Below are 15,969 nucleotides of genomic sequence, written 5' to 3'. Positions count from 1 at the left end.
TAAAATTGATTTCCTCTCCTAATGAATTAGGGGAGGAAATTGTTTAGTAATGGGTAATAGGTAATAGGTAATGGGTAATGGGTAATAGGTAATAGGTAATAGGTAATGGGTTATGGGTATATTCCTTTAGGATTCATAGGTAATTTGCTCCGATTTATATTCAGGGGGTTCAACGTGAATTAAAATTCTGACGGGGCTAAATTCTTTTCCTAATTCAGCTTCTACAGTTTCTGTAATACTGTGCGCCGTTTCTACATCCGTTGCTTCAACAATTAAGTGCATTTCAATAAAAACCTGTCGTCCAATCATCCCACGGGAAGCAATATCATGGCAGTTGATCACCCCCGGAACAGACATGACAATCTCTTTAATGGTTTCCGGTGCAATCACCATTTGATCAACTAACCAAGGTAAATTTTCCTTTAATACACTCCAACCACTTTTAAATACTAATAATGCCACAGGAAAGGCTAAAATTACGTCTAAATATTGTAGTTTTGGTAAATTCCAGACCTGTCCTTGCCAAATCCCAATTAATCCCGCAATCACCATAATTGTCACCCAAACATCACTCATTGTATGTTTAGCATCTGCCACTAAAATCGCACTGCCTAAACGCTTTCCCTCCGCCCGTTCATAATAAGTCACAAAAATATTAATTCCTAAAACAATTAATAAAATCCATAATTCATTAGGAGAAATTGTCACGGGTTCACCGCCTTGAAATAAGCGTTTTATGGCACTACTGAAAATTTCAAAACAGGCAATTCCTAAAAATACACCAATCCCTAATGCCCCCAAAGCATCAAATTTTTGATGGCCATAGGGATGTTCCCGATCTGGATGGGGAGAGGCAAAATGATTCGTAACTAATCCTAAAACATTATTAGCACTATCGGTAACACTATGCAGAGCATCAGCAAGTAAGCTCAAAGAACCTGTCATGTTGCCTACAATAATTTTAATCATCATGACTAACAGATTTAAACCCAGTGTTAGCAATAAAACAAATTGAATTTTTGAACGATTATCCTGAGCCATAAAATTTTTCCTTGGAAGTTTTGACGATGATCAAAAACTTTTTTTAATATATCACTCTGTTTGTATTAATTTGACTATTGAGATTGATTTTCACTAAAAATATAAAAGTTAATTTAGGTTAATTTCACGGTAAAATTAGATTAAAGGATTTCAATTATCGTTTTAAATCGTTATTCTATGTCTATTCCTCCACTCACGATTAATTTAACCCAAGGTTCGGTTTCCATACGTTTCACCCCCGAAGCGGCTCGGAATTTAAAAGGGGTACTAGATGAATTAATGCAAAAACTCAAAACGGTGGCGGCAAAAACTGCTTCAGTTGGCGGTAAACCTACCCCTCAAAAGCCGATGGAATATCAATATACCGGAGATGTGTTTTTAGAGGTTTTCTGCAATCCTAATATTTGGCCCAGTCCCTTTGCTGCTAAAGTCTTAATTACTATCCGAGATGAACGGATTAAACTGACCACGGAAGCCGAACTCACCCGGATTATTGATGACGTGAATCAATACCTCGACCAAGTTAGGGAATAAGCTGTTAGAATATATGGGAAAAATTGGTCTACTTCAGACCATCCCCCAAAAATCCCTATAGCCAGATTGTTCTACTTGAAGAATTGTTTAACTATTATGGATACTGAACAATTAACCGATTTATTCCATCAGGGATTTCGCGTTACCCTCGGCGCGACATCTTCCCTAATCGAGATCCTACAAAATCCTGACAAGCGCAGTGAGAATCTTGGAAAAATTCAGTCCCAGTTTAGCGAATTAGCCCAAGAATGGGCTGAAAAAGGAAAAACGACTGAACAGGAAGCTCGTAATTTTTTAGAATAGATCGTAAGTAAAACAACCATCTGCGTGTTGAAACACTCTAGTATCGGAGAAATCCCGGCACAGTGAGCCACCACACTCCTTGAGGAGTAGTAAGCCTGTATAACTGACAAGTAATGGCAGAGTGTGAAGCGTACCTATCTGGCGTTGTGATGGTCTATGAAAACAAACACAATTTAAAAGTAAGCGCAATTGCAATATCTTTTATAAGGGTAGTTGTTTTGAGCGTGTAGAGGTGATTTGATAGCGCCTTTGAGAGTTTTCGGATTCATTCAAGAATCCCCGTGGCTTCAGCCCTGGGGAGTATCAAAACCCAAATTTCTGAGTTACGAGAGGAATTAAAATGCCTACGAGAATCAAACTCCTCTGACTAATATAACGATAAACCCCGCCTCCAGAACTCAACTGATAGAAATCAGAAACAACATGAATCGGGTTCAAAATTGTGGGGCGGACTTATCGCTATTGGTATATTTATTGATATCTAATTGCAGAACCCATCCTAAAATTGTTCAACTTCATGTTGCAACCGATATCTCATCGCACGCACTTAAATTGTAACTTTATTCTTGACCTCTGCATCCGGGAATCACTTTCCTTTATTTAACCCAGAAGGATAAACCCTCTGAAATAAGACCAATTGCTAGAAGCAGTCCTAAGTTCCTCTATTTCAAGAATTTAAGATATTTTGAACTTAAAACAGCCAAGAAAGGGCTTTAAAGGATCGCGATTCTAGTCCCTCAATTCACCTAAATCGGCAGGCAAATCAGTTCTCAACCGCAGAAGTCAGCACTAAGCAAACTTAAATAATGTCTGAAAGATTTTTTTTGTTTTCAAATTTAATTGGGATTTTAGTCGTTATCCCAGGTTTCATGACCAATCAGGTCGCCAATTCGGTCTCGGAGTAAGAAGTCGCATTCTTCCAACTCACACTCTACACAAGCCCATTCCCGCGCGGAAATATATTGGCAGAGTGTATAGATGGGTTGCTGACGGCTAACAACCCCCTTAGTGACGAGTTGACGGGCTTCGTCTTTGATCACATCTAATGAAAATTGGACAGTTGTGTAAGTCATAATTCGCCCTCTTTGGCGTTGCCGGAGAAGTTTTTGGCATCACAACTAAGTGTAATCTAAAAATTGATTTTAGAAAATATTTTTTTTTCAGTATAGGCAAATACAAATACTCAGGGTTTTTCTATAACAATATGCAAAGTCACTGGACAGAAGCCCATATAGCAGGGAACAGCCCCCGCCCGTGCACGGGGGGCTAGGGGGGGAGGGAACACCGGAGGAAAAGACTTCACCGTCTAGCTTTGCTGCATCACTCTTTGTCCTAATAAGTCTGGCGACTTCCATGACAGAGGTTAAGCATTGAGTCTTCATTCAAGATACTGGGTTATTATTAAATTCTGATTAAATTCCCCAAAGGACTTTTAAGGCAATCTCCTGGGCTGCGGGAGTCTGACCATAAGAGAAAACATAAGGAGTTTTGGGGGAAATTTGGGGCAAAAACTGTTCCAGGGTGTAGGGACTCCCGTAAATCACCAAAGCTTGTAAATGATCCTGTTTTAAGAGAATATTTAGCCAATTCTGAGCAATTTGTGTTAATCCCGAACTATCACGGAAGGCATTAGCTCGAATAAAAATTTGCAGTAAGGTGGGTTCAGAAGACTGCTCAAGATCAGAAAATTCTTGATCATGACAATCAATCAGTTGTAAGCGATAACCAAACTGAGTTGGACGGGCGATCGCCGGGGTATGATTTCCCAAAATAGAACAATTGAGTAAATCATCCACAATCACTAAATTGCGACAGGGTTGGGGTGGATTTAGAACTACTAACGGTAAAGTTCCCCCCTGTTTGAGAGAATCCTGCAAAATGGTTTGAACTAGAACTTGAGAAGATGGTTGAGATAGAGAATAAAATAATTTCTGGGGATCATGACTGGGAGGAGAATAGGGCGTATTCGGTTGCCAGTCGGGGAATACCTTCGCCTTAGCTTGCCTAATGCGCTGTACAGAGGCTTCAATTCGTTCACGGGAAATTCTACCCTCCTTCACCGCCGTACAGACTGCATCAATAGTAACTTGGGGATCAAGAGGCATTAATAAAACATCAGCCCCAGCTTCAACGGCTAAAATTGCGGCTTCTTCGGGAGTATAAAGTTTAGCGATCGCACCCATCACCAAGGCATCCGTCACCACTAACCCTTGAAAGCCCAACCGTTGTCTTAACTGTTCTTGAACAATCACCGGGGATAGGGTCGCGGGATTTTTACTATCCCAAGCCGGGATCAACAAATGAGCCATCATCACCGAGTCCACACCCGCAGCAATACTCGCCACAAACGGAGGTAATTCGACTTCAGCTAAACGCTGATCACTATGGGGAATTACAGGTAATTCCAAATGGGAATCAATCGCCGTATCCCCATGACCGGGGAAATGTTTAGCCGTCGTTAACACCGGATATCCTTGACATCCCCGGATAAAAGCCGTTGCCAAGTTACTGACTCGTTCCGGGGTTTCCCCAAAGGAACGAACATTAATCACCGGATTTTTAGGATTATTATTCACATCAACCACCGGAGCCAAAACCCAATTTAAGCCCACCATTAGGGCTTCTTGGGCTGTAATTGCCCCCATTTTTTCGGCATAAAATTCCGCTTGCGACCGGGATTGATCCGCTAATGCACCAATCGCCATTAAGGGTGGAAACCAAGTCGCCCCGGCAAAGCGCTGACCGACCCCTTCCTCCACATCGGCCGCCACCAATAGGGGAAATTTAGCCCAGGACTGCAATAACTGAGTTCTAATAGCCAACTCCGCCGCACTACCATCCACCAAAATCACCCCACCCACACCCAGGTCATATAACCAATGCTCTAATTTCTGTGCTGGAGGTTCCCAAAGAGAGTAACGAATTTGATGATCAAATAAAAAACCAGAGGCACGAACCACGACCATCTGGGCAACTTGTTCAGCGAGAGAAAAAGTCATATTACGAATTACAAATTACGAATTACGAATTACGAATGGGTAATAATAGAAAGGGTTTACCTCCCATGCTCCTCCTACTCCTCCTCGCCATAATCGCTAAATTCCTCCTCATCCGGTTTGCGGTTCTGGGAGAGTTCGTTTAATAGATTTAACATTTTGTCACCCCTTTCCAGAGAACGATCTTCAAGGAAAACTACTTCTGGAGTCCGACGCAGACGAACTCGTTGACCTAAAGAAGAACGAACATAACCCGTTGCTGATTTTAAGCCTTCCATCGTTTCTCGTCTGGCTTCTTCAGTACCATAAATACTGACAAAAATTTTGGCGTGTTGGAGGTCGCCAGAAACATCGACATCGGTAATACTCACCATTCCGATTCCAACCCGGTCATCTTTGATCCCATCCAGTAATATCTGGCTGACCTCCCGTTTAATTTGTGCAGCCACCCGAGAAACTCGGCGATCTGTAGCCATAATTACTACCCCTTCAAACGGTCTTATTCTTCTATAGTCTCAAGTTTAGCGCGGTTACTTATCTTTTTAGCGACAAAATCCCGATGAATTAAGGGACAAAGCCCCGTGATATCTTACAATAATCCTCGCACAAAGCCCACGTACTTCAGTCGTGGGATGTAGTGCGACCCCCTTTAGGGGGCGTGAGGGTTTTAATGTAGTCCCTAAGAACTTCAGCCATTGATAATCCTTCTGATTCAGCATAGCTTTTGAGTCGTTCATATTCTTTCTCATTGACGTTAAACTGAATTTTCTTTTCTCTTGACATACTCTAGTTAAGACTCTACAATCAGAGTATAGCAGGATGTTCCTCGCTGATGTCGGATGTTCCGACGCACTTAGAAACAAGTTGCCAATTGGCGGGAAAGAAGGCAACCACTGTAACAACCCTAGTTAGCTACAGAGGACTACGCAAAATCCAATCAGAGATTGAGACTGTAATGGTCGTAGTTGCTAATTAGGGCGAGGTGTTTGGCACTCCTCAGAGTCTCGCTCTCCTCTAATATCATCGTGAGATGATTCTGGAAACAGTAGGGGGTAACTCCATGAATACCGAGCAATCGGGGCTAGACAGGAGAATCCCACGCGGTTCACCCGTGGGAGTGTCAAAAGAAAATTAATTTTTATGGTTGATCAATGGAAAAAGAGTTTGAAATCCGGCAAAAAGTCAGGGTGATAGCGATTCCTCCCTATCTAAAAACAGCAGAACCCATGCCGATTTTACGTCCATCCAGCGTGATTAAACTCGGTGAAGTTGGGACTGTAATTGATAGGCGACCCGGTGGCTATTGGGGAGTTTTATTTCAGGGGGGAGCCTTTTTAATTGATAGCCCGTATATCGAAGGGGTAAAATCCTGAATAGATTGTAATTTTAGCCAAAAACTAAAGTGATGCCACCTATTGAATAGATGGCATCGCCAGAATCAAAGGATGATTCTAGTGACTCATGCGCTTACCACAAACCTCTAACTGGTGGGGGTGGTGGTGGTGGCTGTAGTCGTGGGGGTGGCGGTGGGAGTTGGGGTCGTGGCGCTGGGGGTGCCACTGGGGGTGCGGCTGGGAAATCTACTTGTTGTAGAGAACACCCGCCTTTCCCAAATTGAGAAGCCTTCTTAAACAGAGAATCGAGATTCCCCGCTAGGCCTTTGACTTTATCAACGGTCTCGGGAATATTAGCGACATCAACATACATTCCAGGGACAGGATAGTAGCTGACAATATCCAAGAAGGAGAGCTTACCATCGGCACTTAGGGCATTGATTAGAGCCGCACGGATGGCTTTACCATTAACCGCTTCAGTGCTGTTTGGGATTCCTGGTTTTCCACGATGGGTTCTAATCGTTGTCCCAATGGTATTGGTTAACTCTTGACCTTCTGGGGCATAGATAATGCAAGCAAAGGGAACTAAATCAAAGCCGACTTCTAAGGTCATCAGACCGCGAAGGGTATCCGGCTCCATTTTGGATGCCTTAACGATTTGGCTAATCGTTTTGGTCATTTCCCCGGTTTCAGCAAAATTCTTTAAGTCACTGACTAAAATCGGGACTTGGAAGGGGCCATAAGTCAGAATTACGCGATTTTCCCCACAGAATACAGTACGATCCGGGTTAGGAAAGTCGGCAATCGCTGAAGGAACTCTGGCATAATCCGATGATGGCGGACAGGCGCCAGGGTGGTGAGCTTGGGCTTGGGGAATAGGTACAGCAGCGTTGCTAATGAATGCTCCGGCTAGTACCCCCAAAATCCATTTTGGTTGTAGTCTTTGAGGTTTTGGTATTTTCATCGCTTAAAAGAGATAGTCAAATATCCCACTAGACGCTAAAAACAACGACGGGAAAAACCCAGTATTGCAATTGCGCTTACTTTCGTGTTTTGACTTAATAGCTTAAAGGGTGTTGCTCAGTTTCACAAGGGCAAAGTCAAATTTTTTATCAAAAATCGGGAATCGGACATCAAAAATCCTCTGTGGGTGGGGGGTGTAGGCAACAAGAAAGTTAATTCACCAGATCACTTGGGTAACAAAATTAATAGGGATTTCAGAGCTTGCAGTGCTAACAGCAGGACAACTGTACCTGCCATCAGAATTGTCGCAGGAACTAAAACAGATTGTAGACGACGCAGGGTTTGTTCAAGTTCCTCCTCATAGTAATTGGTTAGTTTTTGCAGGGCCAAATCTAATTGTCCTGTGACTTCCCCCGTGCGTAACATTTGCAGGGCGACCGCAGGTAAACGACCTTCTAGGCTTTGACTTAGGGTTTTTTCGGCGGGAATTTGGCCTAATGCAATAGTAATAGTAGCTTTCATTTCCGATTTAGGAATATGGGAGCGAATCAGTTCTAATCCAGCTAATAGGGACATCCCACAACTCAAGGGTAATTTTAATTCTCCCAAATACAACATCATCCGGGCGGTGGAAATTTTTTTAATCATTGATAACCGCGGCAAAATTTTAGGAATAGCTAATATAATAATGGCGAAAATTCCTAATACTAAAAACCACCCTCTACCCGATAAACCTGATAAGTAACAAAGGGTGAGAATCAACAGGATAATACTAATTCCTGTGGCAATTGCCGCAATGGTTACAGACCGATACAGATTTTGATGACGTGCTTTTCGTTCTTCAATTTCGGAAATTCGATAGCAAATTTCGGGTAACATTCCTTGGGATTCTCCCAGGGAAATTAAACCAATTGTCCAACGATCAAAATATCTGGACGCCAAAGCCAAAGCAGAAGCTAAATCAGCCCCCCTTGATGTGGCTGCGGTCATTTTGTTGAGATAGCGTCCGAGTTGCGGGTAGCTATCTTTCCCCACCAACGTTAAGCTCTGTTCTACAGTTAAACCAGAGTTTAACAAGGTTGCTAATTGAAAGAAAAAAAGAGCCTTTTCGCGGGGATTCATTCGGGAACTGGGTATTACTGCATTAGGCAGAGGTTGGACTGAATGCTCTATTTTGGCAAAAAGGAACCCCAGAATCAAGAGGTTATCGTAGTAAGCCCTTCAGGGCTATTTTTCCCCAATTGAGTTAAGAGGTATTAACCCAACGTAGTAAGCCCTTCAGGGCTATCTTTTCCCAATTGAGTTAAGAGGTATTAACCCAACGTAGTAAGCCCTTCAGAGCTATCTTTTCTCAATTGAGTTAAGAGAGCCCTGAAGGGCTCACTACGGGGTTAAGAGAGCCCTGAAGGGCTCACTACGGGAGTTAGTTTGGATTATTTTTTAACTTCAAATTCACTCGATTTCGATGAATAACTGCTTCGGCAGAATTAGGTTGCATTTCTAATGCTACACCATAGGAACGGTTAGCATCCTGATAGCAATTCATCTGTTCAAAGGTCATACCTCGACGAATCCAGGCCGCATAATAATCGGGTTTTATTTGAATAATTTTATCATAAACAGTTAACGCATCTTGATAGCGTTGGGCTGATTCTAATGCTAATCCCCACTGTAACCAAGTCCCATAGGAATCGGGCCAAATTTTAACAGCTTGATTAAAGGCTTCTGCTGCTTCTAAATGCTTTTGAACCGCTTCTAGGGTTTTTCCTAAATGTAACCAGGCTTCAAAATTATTCGGTTGCACCCGAATCACTTTTTTATAAGCAATAATCGCCTCATCATAACGTTCTAATTTTTCTAAGGCTTCTCCCCGTTGGAGTCCGGATTTTGTAGCTAATACCGTATCTTCTGTGGTCATTTGTACCACTTTATCATAGGCAATTAAGGCTTCTTCAAATCGATCTAATTTTTCTAAGGCTTCTCCCCGACAATTCCAAGCATCCATGAAATCCGGTTGAATTTGCAAGGCATTATCATAGGCAATAATTGCTTCTTGATATTGTTTTAATTCACACAGGGCTTTACCTCGACCTAACCAAGCTTCGGGAAAATTAGAGTTTAATTGAGTGGCTTTATCAAAAGATGCGATCGCCGATTGATATTGTTTTAATTCTAATAAATTTTGAGCACGACTAATCCAAATGGCGGCTAAATTAGGATTGATTTGTAAGGCTTGATTTAAGCAGGTTAAGGCTTCTTGATGCTGTTGACTATTTAACAAAGCCATGCCTTTATAAAACCAAACTTCATAATCCTGGGGTTGTAGTTGAATTACGGTATCATAGGAGATAATCGCTTCTTGATAACGTCGTAATTTTTGTAATGAAATTCCTCGATTAAACCAGGCTTGATAACTTTTGGGTTGTAGTTTAATCGCTTGGTCATAGGATGTAATAGCCTCAGAATATTTTTGTTGACTTAATAACATTTCACCTCGATTAAACCAGGCTTCATAATTAGCAGGTTGCAGTTGAATTGAACGATCATAAGAAGCCACGGCATCGCTATAACGTTCTTCATTCATTAAAGCATTGCCTTGATGATACCAAATAGCAGAAACATTCGGTTTAATTTCAATTGCTCGCTTATAAGAAGCCGATGCTGCTTTATATTGTAATAACGTTTCTAATGCCAAGCCACGTTCATACCAAGATTCAAAATTTTCCGGTTCAATAGTAATAGCTTTATCAAAGGATGCAACTGCTTCTTCAAATCGTTCTAATTTGGCTAAAGCAATACCTCGAAATGTCCAAGCCCAATAATCTTCGGGTTTAATTTTAATGGCTCGGTCATAGGAAGCTAGGGCATCTTTATATTGTTTTAATTTGCGTAAACTATTACCCCGTCGTAACCAGGCGGAATACCAATTAGGTTTAAAATTAACAGCTTGATCATAACGTTGAAAGGCTAATTCATAGCGTCCTAATTTATAGAAGCGATTGCCTTGATTATATTCAGGCCATGCTTTCAAAATGCCTAAAAATCCTAATCCCGAAGTGGGGGGAGTTTGTGGGGGGGTTTCCAGAGGAAATAAGGAGGAGGTTAATTCTTCCGACATGGGATGGTTGACTCCTGACCATTGAGTGCTGATATCAATTCTACTAGGGTTCTAGTCTGACTGTTGCAATGTTTGGTTATAGCGGGGAATAGGGAATAGCCCCCCAAACCCCCCGTACACGGGGGGCTAGGGAGGAGGGAACACCGGAACACCGTAGGAAAAGATTTTTGGTGTTTGGGTTTGCTGCATCAGTCTATGTCCTAACTGCCTTGGTGACTGCCTCATATCAAATTTTAATCATTTTGTCAAGCTCTAAGCAGTAATTTTATATTTGTATTTATTATAATAAAAATTTTTAATTTCAATAAAACTTATGAGAAAACTCTGTAGATTTAGGGCATCATGATCACAGAAGGGGGCAAACCTTTACTAAGGACTTGATTCTGGCCAGATATCTCGTTGCTTAGGCTTTGAAACCTTTAATCTCTGTAGTGGACTTATATATCTTTTACGGGAACTTACAACAATATTTCGTAGACACTACATAAGCGGTTGCCCACGTTTGGTTTTTATTCCAAATGAAAACAATAAATAAGGTTAATGCTACCATGTCCCACCTGACTTTTCTGATTCGCGGCATAACTGGTGTTGAATCCTCTCCGGCATCCCAGTCTAGCCCTTTCCACCCACAACGTCGATTTACACCCCTACGTCCAGTTCGCCATTGGTTAGAAAGCATTAAAATCCAAGACCCCCAGTTTGCCCACCGTTTGTGTCAACTGATTCCCTCTCAATGTCCATTTGAACGAGATATTAAAGTATTAGGTCGTGTGATTTTGCATATTCCACCTTTATGTAAACTCAACCCTTTTTATGAAGAATTAGTCTATCTCCGCTTTCAAGCATTGTGTTATTTGGCGGATGAATGTGGAGAAGATATTTCGGCCTATTGTTAGAATAGTTGACGGTTGATTGTTAACAGTTAACCGTCAACCTCTTTTTTATTTTTCAACTAACCATTGACCGGAAAAAATACTTTTAACCGCTAGGGAAATACGCTGTAAATCTTCTTGTAATAATGGTGGCCATTCAACGCCTCGGTTACGACCCGCAGCAAATTGTTGCTGACTTTCCATGACTAACTGATGTAGGGCTAAGACTAAAATTTTCTCAAATTTTGAATTATCTTTTAAGCTATCATAAGCAATTTTTAAGGATAATAAAATAGAGGTGACTTGACCCGGAATGGGGGGATGACCCTGTTTCAAGCGGATTAAAAACGCATCTGGGTTTTTTTGGGTTTCTAATGCCATGCCTTGGTCAATTAAGAAGTTATAGGCTGTTTTGTAGTCCATTGCAATTAATTTGTTAAGTTGTCTACAGTCAAATTCTATAGCAATAAAGCGTAATTTAACCACAAAGACACGAAGACACAAAGAAGTTATAAACAATCATTTGCTTATTGATATAATGGGGGATGGGCAATAATATTATATTTCATAAAATGATTATAAAAACAGAATCGGGGATTGGAGATGAGAACTATAACTTCCCTGAATTTTGACTGTAGATTCAGCTAAACGTAGTGTTAAGGATAGACGTACTTTACCACTAATATTACATATAGAACGATGAATCAAATCATCGGTAAAAAAGATAAATTCTCCGGGTTTTAAAATCACGGGTAAGGCGGATTTTTCGATTTCTGTTTTAACTTCAAAAAAAGGATTTCCACTAAAAGGATCATTCATTTTTACAGGACATAAATTATGGTATTTTTTGGGTAAATATTCAAAACCATTTCCGGCATTGACTTCGGTTAATGCAATATAAACATTAATTGTTTTTCCGGTTTTTGTTAATAACTGAGGATAATGATCTTGATGCCAAAGGGGAATTAACTGTTTTGCTGGATAATTAACCCATAATTCTGAACGCCAAAGAAAGGGCGATTCTCCTAAATATTCCCTGGCTTTTTCTAGTAAATATTGATTTTTACATAGTTCTAAAATTACGGGGGAATCTAAGTGTCTTTCCATATTAAATTGTCTTTTATATCCTTGAATTAATAATAATATTAATGAACCAAAATCTGCTTTTTTTATAAATTGATAACTATTAGAAAATACATGAATTGGAGAACGGGGTAAAACAGTTGTAAAGATCTGTTTTTGAATCTCTTGTAGTTGAGTTGCAGTTAAATTTAAAGAATAGGGCCCCCAGATGCCATCCTCTGAATTATAAATAGTTGGGGTTTGGGAAATAGGGTTAGATAGTCCTGTCCAGAATAAACTCTTTTGCCATAATTCCTGGGCTAAATGATCATTTTTCGCCAAATCTGTTAAAGGGATATGTTGAAAATTTCGGTTTAAAAATTCACCATTGATTAATTTATATTCGGGGTTAGTTAAAAATTTAATAATATTACGACTAATGGTTTGAGGAGAGTTTCCAATCTTTAAAAACTGGCTTAAACGATGGGATAGACTAATATTAGATTGGACAAAACCCGGATGTAAGGCATTAATTCTGACAGAGGTTTGATTTAATTCATTTTGCAGAAGATATCGCATTAATAATAATAAACAAACTTTAGAATCAGCATATAATTTGAGAAAGTTAAAGGGGGTTTTTTGTATCCATAATTTCCAGCCTAGATTTTTTGACCATAAAGCCATATCGGAAGCTATAAATAAAATTTGACTTGCTGCTGATGCTTTGAGTTTATCTAAGAGTAAATAAGTTAGTAAAAAATGCCCTAAATAATTAGTTCCCCAAATTAGTTCAAATCCTTCTTGAGTAGTTCCAGATTGATTAAAAATTCCAGCATTATTAATTAATATATTTAAAGGAAGTTGACGTTCTAAGAATAAATTAACACAGGCACGAATTGAATCTAAAGAGGCTAAATCTAAAGGCAAAAATTCAACTTTTCCTTGATTGGTTTGTGCTATAATATAATTAATTGCTTGCTGGGCTTTTTGTTCAGAACGACAGGCAATAAAAACATGGTTTCCCTGTTTTACGAGTTCTAATGCCGTCATTAAACCGATGCCAGAAGTTCCCCCTGTGACTAGACAAATTTGTGGGTTCATATCAAATGTTATTCAATAACAATAAATAAGAGAGACGCGCCGTGGCACGTCTCTACGGGGGGTTTATTCTATTCCCATTCGATAGTTCCAGGGGGTTTAGAAGTAATATCATAAACCACTCGATTCACGCCGCGAACTTCATTAACAATCCGATTAGAAATCAATTCTAATAAATCATAGGGAACCCGTGACCAATCGGCGGTCATCCCATCTTCACTACTAACAAATCGTAGTACAATTGGATAGGCATAGGTACGATGATCTCCCATTACTCCCACACTTCGCACCGGAAGTAATACGGCAAAAGCTTGCCAATAATCGTGATAAACTCCACGTCTATTGATTTCTTCTCGGACAATTAAATCCGCATCTCGGAGAATATTTAACCTTTCCGCCGTGACTTCTCCTAATATCCGAATCGCTAAACCTGGGCCGGGAAAAGGATGACGTCGGACAATTTCTTCGGGTAAACCAATCGAACGTCCGACTTTTCTGACTTCATCTTTAAACAGTTTCCGCAGAGGTTCTACTAATTTAAACCGTAAATCTTTTGGTAATCCCCCCACATTATGATGGCTTTTAATTTTAACCGCCACCCGTTCCCCACTTTTGGGGTCAACATTAGTATCGGCTGACTCAATTACATCAGGATATAATGTTCCTTGGGCTAAATAATCAAAGGGCCCTAAACGCACAGATTCTTCTTCAAAAACCTGAATAAATTCTCCCCCAATGCGTTTACGTTTTTCTTCGGGGTCGGTAATTCCTTCTAGTTTTTTTAAGAACCGTTCCCGGGCATTTACATACTCAACGGGAATGTGAAATTGTTCATGGAATAGTTTAACTAATCGTTCCGGTTCTAGCTTCCGCATAAACCCTTGATCGATAAACATACAAGTTAATTTATCACCAATAGCACGGTGCAGTAAAAATGCTAAAGTTGAAGAATCAACACCACCAGAAAGGGCTAATAAAACCCGTTTCTCCCCAACTTGGTTACGAATTTCTCGAATAGATTCTTCTACAAAAGCTTCCGTTGTCCAAGTAGGATGACAGCGACAAATATGGTAAACAAAATTCCGAATTAGGGCTTGACCCCCAATAGAATGAACGACTTCGGGATGGAATTGTACCCCGTACATTTTGTTTTCATGGTCAGCAATCGCCGCAGAGGGGGTATTTTCGGTATGGGCTAAAATCTCAAATCCAGGGGGTAACTGGTTACAGGAGTCGGCGTGACTCATCCACATGGTCGCCCCCTGTTCGACGTTGGTGAGGAGGTCGGTGGGGTCATCAATATGTAAGGAGGCTTTTCCGTATTCGGCCCTTTTAGCCCGTTCTACGCTACCCCCTAGCTGTTTGACCATTAGCTGCATTCCGTAGCAAACCCCTAAAACGGGAATTCCTAACTCCCAGATTTTAGGGTCACATTCGGGCGCCCCGTCATCATAGACGGAATTGGGGCCACCGGAGAGAATAATGCCCTTGGGGTTGATTTCCTTGAGTTTTTCGGCGGTTGTCCGGTAGGAAATGACTTCGGAATAAACCTCAGTTTCCCGAATGCGGCGGGCGATTAACTCGGAATATTGGGAACCGAAATCGAGAATCACGATCATTTGTCGGTTCAATTTTTCTACTGAAATATCAGTATTTTCAGTTTGAGTTGGGATTTGAGTCTGGGGAGACATATTGAGTTTAATGGGTTTTAATTTTAATTGTCAACCAAGGATAAACCTGATTGTTGTATCCGATTAGAATAACAAATTTACCCCAAAATTATATCAGCATTTTCACTTTTAATGATAATTTTACGCTGGCGGTCGAACATTACCGAACCAACCTTAATATTTTTTTCACAATGGGTGTAAATATAGTTCTGGGATCGTTGATCAATCGTCTTTGCTATTTCTCCATAGACCCGGATGACCCAATTTTCTCCTTTGATTGCGTCTAATTCTCGCAGATATTGTAAAGCATCTTCGGCCGTTGAACAATTAAAAACTCTTTGTAGATCGAAGGTGGGTAATCCTAAGTTAGCACAGTGGGCGGTTAATATTTCTAATCGTCCATCGGCAATATGATGATGGGTATGGAAAATTCCTCCGGCTAATTTGATTAATTTACCATGATAACCAAATAATAAGATTGACTTAACCTCTGCTAAGGAGGCACAGACTAACATTGGCCCTAACCAATTGGCGGTTTTAATCATTTGGTGGGGGGAAATCCCCATTTTTGCAGCTAATTCTAATCCATTTTCACCAATACAAAATACTAAAGAATCAAATTTTTTTGCTTTTTCTTGGAGTTGAATTTTATACTGTTCTAATTGTTCGGGAACAGTTAAGGGTTGAGAAATTCCTGTTGTTCCCAGTAAAGATAATCCTTCAACTATTCCAAAAGCAGCGTTAGAAGTTCGGGTTGCTAGTCGTTTTCCTTGGGGTAAAATAAAGGTAATTAAAATAGATTTATTTGGTGGTAATATTTTCTCAATGTTGGCTAATAATAAAGTTTTAGCATAACGATATATTGCTGTTTGTCCGGTCTTTTGATCATAGCCAATTCCTTCTCCTCCTTTGATAAAAATAGTATCGGAAAGTTGACCCCCCCCTAGCCCCCCCCTTGGTAATGGGGGGAATTTTGTT

General features: G+C 40.4%; 16 protein-coding genes. 4 read left to right on the top strand and 12 right to left on the bottom strand.

Annotated elements, in window-relative coordinates; genetic code table 11:
* Nucleotides 1–126: 126 nt before the first annotated feature.
* Nucleotides 127–1,041: a CDF family zinc efflux transporter Cdf31 gene (gene cdf31, locus AC559H_RS20000; RefSeq protein ID WP_026787849.1), complete on the bottom strand. Its 915-nt coding sequence runs from the start codon at nt 1,039–1,041 to the stop codon at nt 127–129.
* Nucleotides 1,042–1,218: 177 nt separating this feature from the next.
* Between cdf31 and AC559H_RS19995 the strand changes: the two genes are divergently transcribed.
* On the top strand, nt 1,219–1,575 hold the full coding sequence (locus AC559H_RS19995) for a hypothetical protein (protein ID WP_026787850.1): 357 nt from the start codon (nt 1,219–1,221) through the stop codon (nt 1,573–1,575).
* A gap of 96 nt (nt 1,576–1,671) precedes the next feature.
* On the top strand, nt 1,672–1,878 hold the full coding sequence (locus AC559H_RS19990) for a hypothetical protein (RefSeq protein ID WP_036843656.1): 207 nt from the start codon (nt 1,672–1,674) through the stop codon (nt 1,876–1,878).
* A gap of 848 nt (nt 1,879–2,726) precedes the next feature.
* Here AC559H_RS19990 and AC559H_RS19985 read toward each other — a convergent pair.
* The 4 genes from AC559H_RS19985 to AC559H_RS19970 all read right to left on the bottom strand — a co-directional run bounded on the left by AC559H_RS19985 (nt 2,727) and on the right by AC559H_RS19970 (nt 5,657).
* Nucleotides 2,727–2,951 (bottom strand): DUF4327 family protein, encoded by a 225-nt coding sequence (locus tag AC559H_RS19985; protein WP_071782770.1) that lies wholly within the window; start codon nt 2,949–2,951, stop codon nt 2,727–2,729.
* Between the two features lie 339 nt (nt 2,952–3,290).
* Nucleotides 3,291–4,877, bottom strand: a complete 1,587-nt coding sequence (locus AC559H_RS19980; protein WP_026795161.1) for a glycoside hydrolase family 3 N-terminal domain-containing protein — start codon at nt 4,875–4,877, stop codon at nt 3,291–3,293.
* Between the two features lie 74 nt (nt 4,878–4,951).
* Nucleotides 4,952–5,350 (bottom strand): 30S ribosome-binding factor RbfA, encoded by a 399-nt coding sequence (gene rbfA / locus AC559H_RS19975; protein ID WP_026787853.1) that lies wholly within the window; start codon nt 5,348–5,350, stop codon nt 4,952–4,954.
* A 145-nt stretch (nt 5,351–5,495) separates the two neighbouring features.
* Complete coding sequence (locus tag AC559H_RS19970) at nt 5,496–5,657, bottom strand: ribbon-helix-helix protein, CopG family (protein ID WP_155806305.1); 162 nt, start codon at nt 5,655–5,657, stop codon at nt 5,496–5,498.
* A 368-nt stretch (nt 5,658–6,025) separates the two neighbouring features.
* Here AC559H_RS19970 and sipA point away from each other — a divergent pair, with 368 nt between their 5' ends.
* Nucleotides 6,026–6,247, top strand: a complete 222-nt coding sequence (gene sipA / locus AC559H_RS19965; RefSeq protein ID WP_026795162.1) for a regulatory protein SipA — start codon at nt 6,026–6,028, stop codon at nt 6,245–6,247.
* Between the two features lie 94 nt (nt 6,248–6,341).
* Here the strand turns inward: sipA and AC559H_RS19960 are convergent, their stop codons facing one another.
* The 3 genes from AC559H_RS19960 to AC559H_RS19950 form a co-directional block, all read right to left on the bottom strand.
* The gene (locus AC559H_RS19960; RefSeq protein WP_026795163.1) at nt 6,342–7,172 is read right to left on the bottom strand and encodes an alpha/beta hydrolase; all 831 of its coding nucleotides are present in this window, start codon (nt 7,170–7,172) and stop codon (nt 6,342–6,344) included.
* 224 nt (nt 7,173–7,396) lie between these two features.
* Nucleotides 7,397–8,293, bottom strand: a complete 897-nt coding sequence (locus tag AC559H_RS19955; RefSeq protein ID WP_026795164.1) for a type II secretion system F family protein — start codon at nt 8,291–8,293, stop codon at nt 7,397–7,399.
* A 301-nt stretch (nt 8,294–8,594) separates the two neighbouring features.
* Entirely contained in the window at nt 8,595–10,289 is a 1,695-nt protein-coding gene (locus AC559H_RS19950; protein ID WP_051319850.1) for a tetratricopeptide repeat protein, read from the bottom strand.
* A gap of 527 nt (nt 10,290–10,816) precedes the next feature.
* Between AC559H_RS19950 and AC559H_RS19945 the strand changes: the two genes are divergently transcribed.
* On the top strand, nt 10,817–11,185 hold the full coding sequence (locus AC559H_RS19945; RefSeq protein WP_026787858.1) for a Mo-dependent nitrogenase C-terminal domain-containing protein: 369 nt from the start codon (nt 10,817–10,819) through the stop codon (nt 11,183–11,185).
* Between the two features lie 45 nt (nt 11,186–11,230).
* On the opposite strand, the gene AC559H_RS19940 is transcribed toward AC559H_RS19945, so the two are convergent.
* From AC559H_RS19940 to cbiD, 4 genes are all read right to left on the bottom strand, one after another.
* Nucleotides 11,231–11,584, bottom strand: coding sequence for a hypothetical protein (locus AC559H_RS19940; protein ID WP_026787859.1), 354 nt, complete (start codon nt 11,582–11,584; stop codon nt 11,231–11,233).
* Between the two features lie 153 nt (nt 11,585–11,737).
* Nucleotides 11,738–13,324 (bottom strand): SDR family NAD(P)-dependent oxidoreductase, encoded by a 1,587-nt coding sequence (locus AC559H_RS19935; protein WP_026795166.1) that lies wholly within the window; start codon nt 13,322–13,324, stop codon nt 11,738–11,740.
* 68 nt (nt 13,325–13,392) lie between these two features.
* Nucleotides 13,393–15,012 (bottom strand): glutamine-hydrolyzing GMP synthase, encoded by a 1,620-nt coding sequence (gene guaA / locus AC559H_RS19930; RefSeq protein WP_026795167.1) that lies wholly within the window; start codon nt 15,010–15,012, stop codon nt 13,393–13,395.
* A 77-nt stretch (nt 15,013–15,089) separates the two neighbouring features.
* Nucleotides 15,090–15,969 (bottom strand): cobalt-precorrin-5B (C(1))-methyltransferase CbiD (cbiD, locus tag AC559H_RS19925; RefSeq protein ID WP_081696203.1); only part of this gene is annotated, 880 nt, incomplete at its 5' end.

The organism is Planktothrix prolifica NIVA-CYA 540, assembly GCF_963864145.1.
Taxonomy (GTDB): Bacteria; Cyanobacteriota; Cyanobacteriia; order Cyanobacteriales; family Microcoleaceae; genus Planktothrix; species Planktothrix agardhii.
Note: the sequence above shows the minus strand (reverse complement) of the source record. Positions and strands in the feature narration are given on the sequence as shown.

What these genes read in the sequence shown, in the direction of transcription:
- cdf31 (WP_026787849.1), bottom strand. Translation starts at nt 1,041, where the DNA reads ATGGCTCAGGATAATCGTTCAAAAATTCAATTTGTTTTATTGCTAACA.
- AC559H_RS19985 (WP_071782770.1), bottom strand. Translation starts at nt 2,951, where the DNA reads ATGACTTACACAACTGTCCAATTTTCATTAGATGTGATCAAAGACGAA.
- AC559H_RS19970 (WP_155806305.1), bottom strand. Translation starts at nt 5,657, where the DNA reads ATGTCAAGAGAAAAGAAAATTCAGTTTAACGTCAATGAGAAAGAATAT.
- sipA (WP_026795162.1), top strand. Translation starts at nt 6,026, where the DNA reads ATGGAAAAAGAGTTTGAAATCCGGCAAAAAGTCAGGGTGATAGCGATT.
- AC559H_RS19980 (WP_026795161.1), bottom strand. Translation starts at nt 4,877, where the DNA reads ATGACTTTTTCTCTCGCTGAACAAGTTGCCCAGATGGTCGTGGTTCGT.
- guaA (WP_026795167.1), bottom strand. Translation starts at nt 15,012, where the DNA reads ATGTCTCCCCAGACTCAAATCCCAACTCAAACTGAAAATACTGATATT.
- rbfA (WP_026787853.1), bottom strand. Translation starts at nt 5,350, where the DNA reads ATGGCTACAGATCGCCGAGTTTCTCGGGTGGCTGCACAAATTAAACGG.
- AC559H_RS19990 (WP_036843656.1), top strand. Translation starts at nt 1,672, where the DNA reads ATGGATACTGAACAATTAACCGATTTATTCCATCAGGGATTTCGCGTT.
- AC559H_RS19935 (WP_026795166.1), bottom strand. Translation starts at nt 13,324, where the DNA reads ATGAACCCACAAATTTGTCTAGTCACAGGGGGAACTTCTGGCATCGGT.
- AC559H_RS19960 (WP_026795163.1), bottom strand. Translation starts at nt 7,172, where the DNA reads ATGAAAATACCAAAACCTCAAAGACTACAACCAAAATGGATTTTGGGG.
- AC559H_RS19940 (WP_026787859.1), bottom strand. Translation starts at nt 11,584, where the DNA reads ATGGACTACAAAACAGCCTATAACTTCTTAATTGACCAAGGCATGGCA.
- AC559H_RS19995 (WP_026787850.1), top strand. Translation starts at nt 1,219, where the DNA reads ATGTCTATTCCTCCACTCACGATTAATTTAACCCAAGGTTCGGTTTCC.
- AC559H_RS19955 (WP_026795164.1), bottom strand. Translation starts at nt 8,293, where the DNA reads ATGAATCCCCGCGAAAAGGCTCTTTTTTTCTTTCAATTAGCAACCTTG.
- AC559H_RS19950 (WP_051319850.1), bottom strand. Translation starts at nt 10,289, where the DNA reads ATGTCGGAAGAATTAACCTCCTCCTTATTTCCTCTGGAAACCCCCCCA.